Source organism: Streptomyces sp. NPDC001617, from assembly GCF_053596855.1.
On record NZ_JBSFHA010000016.1, the window covers coordinates 1 to 12,462 of the forward strand.

General features: G+C 71.2%; 12 protein-coding genes. 5 read left to right on the forward strand and 7 right to left on the reverse strand.

Going from position 1 to position 12,462, the window contains the following annotated elements:
• Nucleotides 1–94 precede the first annotated feature (94 nt).
• Nucleotides 95–2,302 carry an MMPL family transporter gene (locus tag ACWC09_RS14770; protein WP_450850905.1) on the reverse strand — a complete coding sequence of 736 codons (2,208 nt, stop codon included), beginning with the start codon at nucleotides 2,300–2,302 and terminating at the stop codon, nucleotides 95–97.
• Nucleotides 2,302–3,189: an SDR family oxidoreductase gene (locus ACWC09_RS14775; protein WP_450850906.1), complete on the reverse strand. Its 888-nt coding sequence runs from the start codon at nucleotides 3,187–3,189 to the stop codon at nucleotides 2,302–2,304. The genes ACWC09_RS14770 and ACWC09_RS14775 overlap by 1 nt, the downstream gene beginning before the upstream one ends.
• A gap of 86 nt (nucleotides 3,190–3,275) precedes the next feature.
• On the opposite strand from ACWC09_RS14775, the gene ACWC09_RS14780 reads away from it, so the two are divergent.
• A complete protein-coding gene (locus ACWC09_RS14780; protein WP_450850907.1) occupies nucleotides 3,276–3,917 on the forward strand; it encodes a TetR/AcrR family transcriptional regulator in 642 nt (213 codons plus the stop codon).
• 4 nt (nucleotides 3,918–3,921) lie between these two features.
• Here ACWC09_RS14780 and ACWC09_RS14785 read toward each other — a convergent pair whose 3' ends face one another.
• A complete protein-coding gene (locus tag ACWC09_RS14785; RefSeq protein ID WP_450850908.1) occupies nucleotides 3,922–5,115 on the reverse strand; it encodes an FAD-dependent monooxygenase in 1,194 nt (397 codons plus the stop codon).
• A 131-nt stretch (nucleotides 5,116–5,246) separates the two neighbouring features.
• On the opposite strand from ACWC09_RS14785, the gene ACWC09_RS14790 reads away from it, so the two are divergent.
• The 3 genes from ACWC09_RS14790 to ACWC09_RS14800 are packed head-to-tail and all read left to right on the forward strand — an operon-like array spanning nucleotide 5,247 to nucleotide 8,034.
• A complete protein-coding gene (locus ACWC09_RS14790; protein WP_450850909.1) occupies nucleotides 5,247–6,776 on the forward strand; it encodes an FAD-binding oxidoreductase in 1,530 nt (509 codons plus the stop codon).
• Between the two features lie 44 nt (nucleotides 6,777–6,820).
• Complete coding sequence (locus ACWC09_RS14795) at nucleotides 6,821–7,726, forward strand: HipA family kinase (protein WP_450850910.1); 906 nt, start codon at nucleotides 6,821–6,823, stop codon at nucleotides 7,724–7,726.
• On the forward strand, nucleotides 7,723–8,034 hold the full coding sequence (locus tag ACWC09_RS14800) for a SelT/SelW/SelH family protein (protein ID WP_450850911.1): 312 nt from the start codon (nucleotides 7,723–7,725) through the stop codon (nucleotides 8,032–8,034). Before ACWC09_RS14795 ends, ACWC09_RS14800 begins: the two co-directional genes overlap by 4 nt.
• Here ACWC09_RS14800 and aceB read toward each other — a convergent pair.
• Both aceB and ACWC09_RS14810 read right to left on the reverse strand, forming a co-directional pair.
• Nucleotides 8,024–9,649 (reverse strand): malate synthase A, encoded by a 1,626-nt coding sequence (gene aceB, locus ACWC09_RS14805; RefSeq protein WP_450850912.1) that lies wholly within the window; start codon nucleotides 9,647–9,649, stop codon nucleotides 8,024–8,026. The genes ACWC09_RS14800 and aceB overlap by 11 nt on opposite strands.
• Before the next feature lie 195 nt (nucleotides 9,650–9,844).
• Nucleotides 9,845–10,444 (reverse strand): nucleotidyltransferase family protein, encoded by a 600-nt coding sequence (locus ACWC09_RS14810; protein ID WP_450850913.1) that lies wholly within the window; start codon nucleotides 10,442–10,444, stop codon nucleotides 9,845–9,847.
• Between the two features lie 213 nt (nucleotides 10,445–10,657).
• On the opposite strand from ACWC09_RS14810, the gene ACWC09_RS14815 reads away from it, so the two are divergent.
• Entirely contained in the window at nucleotides 10,658–10,942 is a 285-nt protein-coding gene (locus ACWC09_RS14815; RefSeq protein WP_450850914.1) for a DUF5955 family protein, read from the forward strand.
• On the opposite strand, the gene ACWC09_RS14820 is transcribed toward ACWC09_RS14815, so the two are convergent.
• Nucleotides 10,943–11,623 (reverse strand): DUF6304 family protein, encoded by a 681-nt coding sequence (locus ACWC09_RS14820; protein WP_450850915.1) that lies wholly within the window; start codon nucleotides 11,621–11,623, stop codon nucleotides 10,943–10,945.
• Nucleotides 11,620–12,414, reverse strand: a complete 795-nt coding sequence (locus ACWC09_RS14825; RefSeq protein WP_450850916.1) for an IclR family transcriptional regulator — start codon at nucleotides 12,412–12,414, stop codon at nucleotides 11,620–11,622. Before ACWC09_RS14825 ends, ACWC09_RS14820 begins: the two co-directional genes overlap by 4 nt.
• Nucleotides 12,415–12,462 lie beyond the last annotated feature (48 nt).

A 12,462-nucleotide genomic window follows, 5' to 3' on the forward strand; every position in this document is an offset into this window, starting at 1 on the left:
CGCGTTCCCCTTTTGGCTCTCTTCCGTTGGGTGGTCCACCTCTTGGGGCGGGCCGCACCCCTTCTGGGGGCCCCGGCCGGCCGGGGCGAGGACTTCAGCGTGTCACCGTGACCGACGAGGGGGCGGAGGGGATCTCCTCCTCCGCCTCGCTCAGTCCGAACCGGTCGTGCGCACGGCGCAGGAACCGGGGCGCGTACCACGAGGCGTCGCCGAGCAGCCGGAACGACGCGGGCAGCAGGACGCCCCGCATGACGGTGGCGTCGAGGACGATGGCCAGTCCCGTCCCGATGCCGAAGAACTTGCCGAAGGTCAGCGGGCTGACCACCCAGGCGAAGAAGCTGATGGCGATCAGACCGGCCGCGGTGCTGACGATCCGTCCGGTCCTGCCGAGCCCCTCGACGACCGCTTCCCGGGTGCTCGCGCCTCCCTTGCGCAGTTCGGCGATCCGGCTCATGACGAACACCTCGTAGTCCATCGACAGACCGAAGGCGATGCAGAGCAGCAGCACCGGCATCGAGGTGTCGAGCGGCCGCGCGGTGATGTCCAGGAGCCCGCTCAGGTGCCCGTCCTGGAACACCAGCACCATCAGTCCGAGGACCGTGGAGAGCCCCAGCGCGTTGAGCAGCAGGGCCCGCAGCGGTTGCACGACGCTGCCGGTGAAGAGGAAGAGCAGCACGAACGTGGTGAGCGCGATGAGTCCGACCGCCAGGGGCAGCCGGGAGCGCATCGCGTCCTTGGTGTCGATCAGCTCCGCGGTGGTGCCGCCGACGAGGAAGTGGCCGGGGGAGCGCACACCGCGGATGTCCTCGACCAGATCCTGGGCCGCCCGGGACTCCGGGCCGACCCCGGTGGCCGGCGTGATCAGCACCTGCTCGGTGCCGGCCGCGCCGAGCCGGTCCGTCTCACCGGTCTGTGACAGCGTGCCCGCGACGAAGCGCCCCGCGCTGCTGTCGACCCGTCCGACGTGCGGCAGTCGGGAGAGCCGCCGTGCGTAGGACGTGACCTGGTCGCGCGTGACCGGTCGCTCGCTGACCGCGCTGACCGTCGCGGTGGTGTCGCCGCCGAAGGAGGTCCGCAGCACCTCGCTCGCCTGCCGGCTGTCGGCCGAGGTCGGCAGCATCCTGTCGTCGGGCGTGGCGAAGGAGATGTGCAGGGCGGGCAGGGCCAGGAACACCAGCGCCGCGATGATCGGCACGGCGAACACGACGGGCCGCCGTATGACGGCTCCCGCGAGTCGGCCCCACGGCCGAGAGGCCGCGATACGGGATGAACGGACCAGGGGAATCCGGCCGGCGTTGACCCGGTGGCCGAGCACCGCCAGCAGCGCCGGCAGCACGACCACCGCCGCCACCGCCGAGATGACCGTCAGTCCGATGCCCGCGTAGGCGAGCGAGCGCAGGAACACCGACTGGAAGACCAGCAGCGCGCACATCGCCGCCGCCACGGCCGCGGCGCTGAACACGATGGTCCGCCCGGCGGTCTCCACCGTGCGGATCACCGCGGACTCCACGTCACGCCCCCGGGCCAGCTCCTCCCGGAACCGGCTGACGCTCAGCAGCGCGTAGTCGATCGCCAGGCCGAGCGCCATCGCGGTGGTGAGGTTGGTGGCGAAGACACTGACGTCGGTGATCGAACCCAGCACGGACAGTTCCGCGAACGTCCCCAGGACCGCCAGCAGCGCGATCAGCAGCGGCAGCAGCGCCGAGACCAGGCTTCCGAACACCACGAGGAGCAGCAGGAGCGTCAGCGGCACGGCGATGCCCTCGGCGAGGGCGATCCCCTTCTTGACCTTCACCCCGATCTCGTGGCTCACGCCGAGCGGGCCCGCGGGCCGTACCACCACGGCGTCCCCGGCCTTCTGGAGATCGTGGTCGACGATGGCGCCGACGGTCTTGTCCTGCTCGGTCTCCGTGCCCGTGACATGCGCGAGGACCAGCGCGTACTTGCGGTCGGACGACCTGAGCGAGGGTGTCCCGGCGGCCCAGTACGTGGTCACGTTGCGCAGTTCGTGACGGGCCTTCAGCGCGGTGGTGAGGTCAGCGCCCGCCGCGCGTACGTCCGGCGCGTCGACCGTGCCGGACCTGGCCTCGACGACCAGGACCAGATTGGGGTCGCCGCCGAACTTCTGGTCGACGAGCTTGCGGGCGGCGACCGACTCGGCCCCCGCCGGGGTGAAGCCGCCGCCCTGCAGCTTGGTGAACGCGCCCCCCGCGAGCAGCACCGATGCGACGAGAGCGAGGCCGGAGACGGCGAGCACGAGCCTGGCCCGGCGGACGAGGAACGCGCCGATGGCGGCGTACATCAGACGCCCTCCGTGACACCGGGCCGGTGACGCTGCAGCCAGGCCGACAGTGACAGCGGCTGCCCGTACCGGGCCCAGACCGCGCCGGAGTCGACGACCTGCGGCTGGGTGTCCAGGACCACGCCCATCTGCATCTGGCGCGCGAGGACGGGGTTGAACGGCTTCATCAGCGCGCTCATCGGCCGGAGCATGCCGACCGGCATCTTGTTCTCGCCCTTGACCTGCGTGCCCATCGAGGCCGCGACGAGTTCGTTGACCTGGGCGAGGGTCAGCGCCTCGGGGCCTCCGAGGTCGGCCGAGAAGCCCTCACCCGCGCCCACGGCCAGCGCCGCGGCCACCCGGGCGACGTCCGAGCCGGCCACCCAGGAGACCGGGTTGGCGCCCGAGCCGAGCACCATGGCCTTCCCCTTCTTGGCGATCTCCGCGGCGAGCATCTCCACCCAGGTGTCCATCAGATGGGTGGGCCGCAGGATCGAGAACGGCACCCCGCTGCCGCGCAGCGTGCGCTCGGCCTCGAACTTGAGGCGGAAGAACTCGACCGGGCTGTCGGCCCGCGCGCTCGCCGTCGAGAGGTACACGAAGTGCTGGACCGCGGCGTCCCGGGCGACGTCGACGAGGGCGGGTACACCCTTGCCCTCGATGCCCTTGGGGCCGCTCGCTCCCTTGCCGTTACCGCCCTGGACGGTGCAGACGATCGCCCTGGCGCCGGTGACGGCCCGGACGAGCGAGTGCCGGTCGTGCAGGTCGCCGGCGACGACCTCGACGTCCCGGGCGAACTTCACCGAGGAGGGGGTCCGGGTGACGACGCGCACCGCGTGCCTGTCGCTGCGCAGCTGGTCCACGATCTGGCGGCCGACCTTGCCGGTGCCGCCGAAGACGACGATCACGCCTGGCTCCTTAATGCTGTCAGCAAATCTATCATTGTTAGACATTAGATCGGCGATAGTATTCCCGTGTCAACGGAAGGACGAACGTGACGACGAAACCCGAGCTCGCGCAGCCGAAGCCGCAGCCGAGCGCCAGCAGGCAGCGGCGCGAGCGGGAGCGTCAGCAGATGCGCGCGCGCCTGCTGGAAGCGGCGAGGGACATCGCGGCCGAAGAGGGCTGGAACGCGGTCACGATCCGCCGCATCGCCAACAAGCTCGAGTACACCCCGCCGATCCTGTACCAGTACTTCTCCAGCAAGGAGTCACTGTTCGTCGAGCTGATGCTGGTCGGCTTCAGCGAACTCACCGACCGGCTCGCCGCCGCCGCCGAGGCCCCGGCGCAGCAGCGGTTGACCGCGATGGCCGAGGCGTACTGGTCGTTCGCGTTCGCCTCGCCCGAGCTCTACCAGGCGATGAACGGCATGGACGGCGTCCCGTTCGGCACCGCCGAGACCCCCACGGAGGCGAAGACCGCCTTCCGGACGTTCCGCATCGCCCTGCAGAGCACCGCCGAGGCGCGGGGTGCCGAACTGAGCGACCCCGGCGGGGCGGTCGACACCGTCTGGGCCTTTCTGCACGGCTGTGTGTCGCTGGCGATGGCCGGCCGGGTCAAGGGCGGGACCGAGCGGGCCAGGGCGCTCATGCTGAACGCCGTGGAACCGCTCTTCGCCGCCCAGTTGCGCACCTAGAGGCCTACACCGGAATCTGCGGAGCGTCCCAGCGGGCCCCGCCTGCCATGTCCTTGTCCACCTGCTTCCAGATCGGCCCCGCCCACACGGCCCGGTAGAGCAGCGTGCGGGCGCGGACGGCGACCGGGTTGCCCCAGCTGCCGACCCGGCCCACCACCCGGGCCGCCTTCTGGAACGAGTGGACACGCGGCCGGCGCTCCTCCTCGTAGGCGCGCAACGCGGCCGTGGGATCGGCCGTCGTCGCGAGGGCACGGGCGAGCACGAGGGCGTCCTCCAGGGCCTGACAGGCGCCCTGGCCGACGTTGAAGTTCATCGGGTGGGCGGCGTCACCGAGCAGCGTGACCCTGCCCTCGCCCCAGACCTTGTCCGGTCGGCGGTCCACCACGTCGTTGCGGAGGATCACCTCCGGGGGCGTCCGCTCGATGATCTCCTCGACCGGGTCCATCCAGCCCCGGTGACGGGCCAGCAGCATGTCCTTGACGTCGCCGCCGTCCCGGCCGCCCGGCCGGGTGTTCGCCACGCTCATCCAGTGCAGCCGGCCCGGAGCGATGGCGTAGAAGACGAACCTGGTGCCGTTGCCGAACATGCAGCGGAAGAAGTCGTCCGGGACGAAGTCAGGCTCCACCTGTACGGCGGCCCGCCACGCCGTGTAGCCGGCGAAGTCGGGCGGGGTGTCGCCGAGGAGCTGCGCACGCACGCGGGAGTTGACGCCGTCCGCGCCGATCAGCACATCGCCGCGGACCTCCGATCCGTCGGCCAGGAGTACGGCGACCCCGGCCCCGTCATCGCCCTGCCTGTATCCGACGACGTCGGCATCGGTACGCACCGCGTCCGGAGCCGCCGCCTCCAGGGCGTCGGCGAGGATGTCCACCAGGTCGTCGCGGCCGATGGCCACCACCGGCTGTCCGTACCGGTCCACGAACTGCTCCACCGGCCAGACGGCCAGCTCGCCGCCGTTCCAGTTGCGGAACTCGCAGCGGACCTGCGATCGGCCGACCGCGTGCAGCGGACCGGCCAGGCCCAGGTCCTGCAGCGCGAGCACGGCGTTGGTCCACAGATGGACTCCGCACCCCGCGGCCCGCAGCCGCAGCGCCCGTTCCAGGACGACCACCTCGATGCCGGCCTTGCGGAGCGCCAGCGCGGTGGCAAGCCCGCCGATCCCGCCGCCCGCGACGATCACCCTGAGCTGTCGTGCCATGTCTGCCTCCCTTCGGGGGCTCCACTCTCGGACGGTGCACTGGGCGCGAACCTTGACCCGATCTTGCAAGGGGGATTCAAGGTTTCCGCCCATGCGGCGGTTCCACGATCGGCCCGGCCAGCGCAACCGTCTTGAGAAAACTGGGGGAAACCGTGCTCAGCCGCCGCAACCTTCTCCGCGCCGGGGCCGCGTCCCTCGGCCTGGCAGCCGTCCCGATGCTCACCGCCGCGCCGGCCCGGGCGGCGGTCCGCTGGGACAGCCTCCGCTCCCACCTGCAAGGCGATCTGATCCTGCCCGGCGACGCTACCTACGACCAGGCCAGGCAACTCGACCAGATCCAGTTCGACACCGTGAACCCGAGCGCGGTCGCCTACTGCGAAAGCCCCGCCGACGTCGCGCTCTGCCTGCGCTTCGCCGCCGACCACGACCTGGCGATGGCGGTGCGCAGCGGCGGCCACAGCGCGGCCGGCTACTCCACCTCCCAGGGGCTCGTCGTCGACGTGTCCCGGCTCGACTCGATCTCCGTCGGCTCCGGCACGGCCACCCTGGGCCCGGGCGCCCAGATGGTCGACATCACCCACACCCTCGGCTCGGCGGGCCTGGCCATGGCCGGCGGCTACTGCCCGACCGTCCGCGCCGGCGGCTTCCTGCAGGGCGGCGGCCTGGGACCGCAGACGCGCACCATGGGCATGGCCTGCGACACGGTCACCGCGGCCCGGGTCGTGCTCGCCGACGGCCGCTGCGTCACCGCCTCCGCCACCGAGCACCCCGACCTGTACTGGGCGCTGCGCGGCGGTGGCGGCGGCAACTTCGGCGTCGTGACGTCGTACACCGTCACCACCGACCCGGTCGCCGAGATCGCGGTGGCCTTCGTCAACTGGTCCTACGACCAGGCCGTCGACGTCCTGAACGGCTGGGCGCAGTGGCTGGCCGGCGCGCCCTCGACGGTCGGCGGTCTCGCCGAGGTCAACCTGACCGACCCGTCCGCCACTCCCCAGGTCCAGGTGATCCTGCTGGGACTGGCCGGGATCGACCAGCTGAACCAGGAGGCGGCCCGGCTCGCGGACGCCGTCGGCAGCGCACCCGCCGCCCAGTTCGCCTCCCTCATGTCCTACGAATCCGCCCTGATGATCGCCTACGGCTGCTCGTCCTACACCGTCGCCCAGTGCCACCGCACCGGCACCGGAACCGACGCGCAACTCGCCCGGACCGCCTGGGCCGACGCCCGCAGCAGGCTGTTCACGGGGCCCCTTCCGCGCGGCAACTGGTCGGAGCTGCTCACCGCATACGACACCGACCGCAGGAGCGGCCAGCTGCGCCAGCTCCGCGCGACCGCGCTCGGCGGCGCTGTCAACGCCCTCAGACGGACGGACACCGCCTATGTGCACCGCGACAGCCTCTACCTGCTCACCTACAACGCGTCGATCGCCGTCGGCCCCACCGACGACGACAGCCTGGCGTCCGCCCGGAACTGGGCCGACCGCGGCTTCCGGGCGATGGACCCCTACTCGAACGGCGAGTCCTACCAGAACTACATCGACCCGGCCCTCTCCGGCTACATGGCCGCCTACTACGCGGAGAACGCGCCCCGGCTGGTCCGGGTCAAGAAGAAGTACGACCCCGACGGCCTCTTCCGTTTCCCCCAGGCCGTCTCGGCCTGACGGCGCCCGCACCACGCCGGGTGAGGGCCGGGTAACCTGCGAGGATGCTGCCTGAGGTCACCGCGACCCGTTATCTCGCGCCCCTGCGGTCCGGCGGCTCCGTGCCCGGAGTCGTCGAGGCCGACGACCTGGGCACGTACGTCGTCAAGTTCACCGGCTCCGCGCAGGGCAGGAAGGCGCTGGTCGCCGAGGTGATCGTCGGCGAACTGGCCCGCGCGCTGGGCCTGCGCTTCCCCGAGCTGGTCCTGGTCCACTTCGACCCGGCGATCGCGGACGGCGAGCCCCACCAGGAGGTGCGGGAACTCCACGGCGCCAGTGCGGGGATCAACCTCGGCATGGACTATCTGCCGGGCGCCGTCGACTTCACTCCGGAGGTCGCGAAGACCTTCCGGGTCGATCCGGTCGAGGCGGGCCGGATCGTCTGGCTCGACGCGCTCACCGTCAACGTGGACCGCACGGTGCACAGTTCCAACCTGATGGTCTGGCCGACGCTCGGCGTCGCACCGCCGCGCCTGTGGCTGATCGACCACGGCGCGGCCCTGGTCTTCCACCACCGCTGGGACACCACGGACCCCGCGAAGCGGTACGACTTCCGCCACCATGCCCTCGGCCACTACGCCCCCGACCTGCGGGCGGCCGACGCCGAGCTGGCTCCCAAGGTCACGGAGGAACTGCTGCGGGGGATCGTCGCCGAGGTCCCCGACGCCTGGCTGACCGACTTCACGACACCGGGGGAGGCACGCGAGGCCTATGTGACCTACCTCCACGCGCGCGTGCGGGCCTCCGAGGCCTGGCTGCCCACGGACTTCCCCTCCCGGGAGGAGCTCGCCGCGGAGGAGGCACTCCGGGCGGCGCGGAACCAGCAAGGACGCCCCGCGTGGCTCAAGCAGGTCCCCGATCTGCACGGCAAGCCCGCGGCCGAACAGGATTGGTCGGTGCACCTCGGATGACGGAGGCTTCTTCGGGCGAGCGGCGGGTCGAGATCGAGTACTGCACCCAGTGCCGCTGGCTGCCCCGCGCGGCCTGGCTGGCCCAGGAACTGCTCACCACCTTCGAGACCGAGCTGTCCGAACTGGCGCTGAAGCCGGGCAGGGGTGGGGTGTTCGTGGTACGCGTGGACGACGAGGTGGTCTGGGACCGCCGGGAGCAGGGCTTCCCGGAGCCCACGGCGGTGAAGCAGGCCGTACGCGACCGAGTGGCCCCGGGAAAGTCCCTGGGCCACTCGGACAAGGCTGCGCAGGACGACGTCAGCCCTTGAGCTGCTCGTACGCCGGCAGCGTCAGGAAGTCCGCGTAGTCGGCGTCGAGGGAGACCTGGAGCAGCAGGTCGTGGGCCTGCTGCCAGTGGCCGGCCGCGAAGGCCTCCTCGCCGATCTCCTTGCGGATGTTCGAGAGTTCCTCGGCGGCGACCTTGCGGGCCAGCTCCGGGGTGGCGAGTTCACCGTTCTCGAACTCGACGCCCGCGTTGATCCACTGCCAGATCTGCGAGCGGGAGATCTCGGCGGTCGCCGCGTCCTCCATGAGGTTGAAGATGGCGACCGCGCCGAGCCCGCGCAGCCAGGCCTCGATGTAACGGATGCCGACCTGGACGGCGTTGACCAGGCCGTTGTACGTCGGCTTGGCCTCCAGCGAGTCGACGGCGATGAGGTCGGCGGGCTCGACGTGGACGTCCTCGCGCAGGCGGTCCTTCTGGTGGGGCTTGTCGCCGAGGACCTTGTCGAAGGACTCCATGGCGATCGGGACCAGGTCGGGGTGGGCGACCCAGGAGCCGTCGAAGCCGTCGCCGGCCTCGCGGTCCTTGTCGGCGCGGACCTTCTCGAAGGCCACCTTGTTGACCTCGGCGTCCCGGCGGGACGGGATGAACGCCGCCATGCCGCCGATCGCGTGCGCGCCGCGCTTGTGGCAGGTGCGGACGAGGAGTTCGGTGTACGCCCGCATGAACGGGGCCGTCATGGTGACCGCGTTGCGGTCCGGCAGGACGAACTTGGCGCCCCCGTCACGGAAGTTCTTGACGATGGAGAACAGGTAGTCCCAGCGGCCGGCGTTCAACCCCGAGGCGTGGTCGCGGAGTTCGTAGAGGATCTCCTCCATCTCGTACGCGGCCGTGATCGTCTCGATCAGGACGGTCGCGCGGATGGTGCCCTGCGGGATGCCGACGTACTCCTGAGCGAAGACGAACACGTCGTTCCACAGCCGCGCTTCGAGGTGCGACTCGGTCTTCGGGAGGTAGAAGTACGGGCCCTTGCCGAGGTCGAGCAGACGCTGGGCGTTGTGGAAGAAGTAGAGGCCGAAGTCGACGAAGGCGCCCGGGACCTGGGTGCCGTTCTCGTCCACCAGGTGCCGCTCGCCCAGGTGCCAGCCGCGCGGGCGCATGACGACCGTCGCCAGCTCTTCGTCCGGGCGCAGGGCGTAGGACTTGCCCGACTTCTCGTCCGTGAAGTCGATGTTCCGGGTGTACGCGTCGGCCAGGTTGACCTGACCGAGGATCACGTTCTCCCACGTCGGGGCGGAAGCGTCCTCGAAGTCCGCGAGCCAGATCCTCGCCCCCGAGTTGAGGGCGTTGATGGTCATCTTGCGGTCGGTGGGGCCGGTGATCTCGACCCGGCGGTCGTTCAGGGCCGCGGGGGAGGGGGCCACCTTCCAGGAGTCGTCCGCGCGGATCGCGGCCGTCTCCGGGAGGAAGTCGAGGGTGGAGGTGCGGGCGATCTCGGCGCGGCGCTCGGCGCGGCGGGCGAGGAGTTCGTCACGGCGCGGCGTGAACCGCCGGTGCAGCTCGGCCACGAAGGCGAGCGCCGCCTCGGTGAGGACCTCCTCCTGCCGCGGCAGGGGCTCGGCGTCGACGATGGCCAGCGGGGACGGCGCTGGTGCGGACATGAGCTGTCACTTCCTTCAGCGGTGGCACCGGGTGCCAGGCGTACCGGGTAGGGCGAGCAGCACCCTGGGGGCGGAAGGGCGCTTCTGAACAGTGGATACTAGTTTCCTCATCGTGGAAGTTCAATAGTTTGTTGATGTCGAGATTCTCCGGGTCGAGGGAAGGTGGCGCTGAGTGCCACCCTGCTCACTGAAGGTTCATTCAAGGTGGACCAGATCGGCCTCCGTGTCGATGTCGTACGGCTCGGCCACGTCCCCGCACTCGACGAGCGTGATCGACGACTCGTGCGCCCTGAGGTAGGCGCGGGCCCCCCGGTCCCCGGTCGCGCTCTCGGCGATGCCCGCCCAGTGCGCCGCGCCGAAGAGCACGGGATGGCCGCGTACGCCGTCGTAGGCGGCGGAGACCAGGGATGCCTCGCCCTCGTACGCCTGCACCACCCGCTGCGCCGCCTCCGCCCCGATCCCCGGCTGGTCGACGAGCGACACGAGCACCGCCCCGGCCCCCGTCCCGGCGAGCGAGTGCAGCCCGGCCCGCAGTGAGCTCCCCATGCCCTCCTCCCACGCGGGGTTGTCGACGACCACGCACCCATCGAGCTCCGCCTCCTCCCGTACGGCGTCGGCCCGCGCTCCCAGGACCACGTGGACGCGGGTGCAGCCGGCCGCGCGCAGCACTCCGGCCGCGTGTTCGACGAGCGGGCGTCCACGGTGCCGGAGCAGTGCCTTGGGCCGCCCGCCGAGCCGTTTCCCGCCCCCCGCGGCGAGGACGAGCCCGGCCACCTGCTGTTCGTTGTCCGTCATGGGTCCTGCATACCTGACGTCGAGGCGAGTGCCCGGTTTCCAGGGGCTGAATTTCGGTCCGCACGGTGGCGCACCCGGCATCGGGTGGCGTTTACTGACCCGCGTCCCCCGGCGCCCGACCAGCGCCACGGGGCTGTTCGGGATCACCACATGACAGCGCACAAGGGCGTGCGAGGGGGGAGAGCTGTGTTGCGGAGCTTGGGGCAGAGGCCAGTGACCGGCAGCGACGAGGACCCGAGGGTGGCGGAACTGCGGACCGCCGTGTCCCGACTGCGCCGTGAACTCGCCGCCCACCCGGCCGAGTTCCCCGACCGCGCCATCGCCGAGGACGAACTCGCCGCGCTGGCCGCGATGACGATCTACGGAGCACCCGAGATTCCCCGCCTGCGGCGGTCGCTGCTGCTGATCGCGGGGGCGATCGGGTCGGTGAGCGCGCTGTCGCGGGGACTGACGGAGGTGCGGAACGCGGTGGAGCTGTTCGGGGAGCCGCGCCGCTAGCTAGATCGGGAAGGAACCCCGGTAGCCCGCGTTGGGCCCGCGGCGCTCGAACTGCTCGCACAGCCAGGTCTCCTGGACGAACTCGGTGCGCTCGTCCCAGACCGCGAAGATGCCGTGCGGTCCATGTTTGCCGTCCACCTGCCGGTAGCGGTTCTTGACGTCGCGGAAGCAGGCCAGTCCCGCCATCAGCGAGCCCCCTGCGGGACTGTAGTCGGACCAGGCGCAGGCGACGCAGGTTCGGATGCGGGATCTCTCCGGCAGTCGGCGCTGGATGTCGCTGAGCGCGCCCTCGAAATCCGAGTGATGCTCCCCGCTGCGGTACTCGCCGTCGCCGAGGCGCAGGGTGACGGTCAGTGTCTCCGCGTCCAGACCGTGTGGCGGCCGAGGGTCGCCGAGCCGCAGGGTGCAGTGCAGCACGCCGGTTCGTACGCCGCCGTCCTGCTCGACGGGTAGGGGCAGGGCCCACTCCAGAACGCAGGAACACAGTCCTGCGTGATGGAAGGCGAAGGAGGCCTCGGGTGGCTCCCCGTCCAGGGCGCCCAGGTCGTCCATGTCGGAGCCCCCGAAGCGCACGCCCCTGATCGTCGTACGGATCAGCTCCCGCCCGTCCGACTCGAAGACGACGTCCTGCGAACCGTGCCGGTCGGTGTACCGGCCGGGCCAGCGCTGCACCGCCGTCACGCCGGGTTCTGGGTGGCCAGCGCCTCCGACAGCTCCCCGGCCACCTGCTGCAGCACCGGCACGATCTTGTCCGTCGCCGACTCCGTGACCCGCCCCGCCGGACCGGAGATCGAAATCGCCGCCGCGGTGGGGGAGTTGGGGACCGACACCGCGAGGCACCGCACCCCGATCTCCTGCTCGTTGTCGTCCACGGCGTAACCCTGACGCCGGACGTCCTCCAGGGCCGCGAGGAATCCGTCCGGCGTGGTGATCGTCTTCTCGGTCGCGGCCGGCATGCCGGTGCGGGAGAGGAGGGCGCGGACCTCGTCGTCCGGGGTGTTGGCGAGGAGGGCCTTGCCGACGCCCGTGGAGTGGGGGAGGACACGGCGGCCGACCTCGGTGAACATCCGCATCGAGTGCTTGGACGGCACCTGCGCGACGTACACGATCTCGTCGCCGTCGAGCAGCGCCATGTTCGCGGTCTCGCCGGTCTCCTCGACCAGGCGGGCCAGATACGGGCGCGCCCAGGTGCCGAGCAGTCGGGACGCCGACTCGCCGAGGCGGATCAGGCGCGGGCCGAGCGCATACCGGCGATTCGGCTGCTGACGGACGTAACCGCAGGCCACGAGTGTGCGCATCAGGCGGTGGATGGTGGGCAGCGGCAGCCCGCTGCTCGCGGAGAGCTCGCTCAGACCGACCTCGCCGCCCGCGTCGGCCATCCGCTCGAGCAGATCGAAGGCGCGCTCGAGGGACTGGACCCCGCCACTGGCGGACTTGGCGGAGTCGGTGGTGCTGGCGCTGGACGTCGGCACGGCGCGTTCCTTTCGGGGCTGGCAGGAAGGGCAGAAGCCTACCCGGCA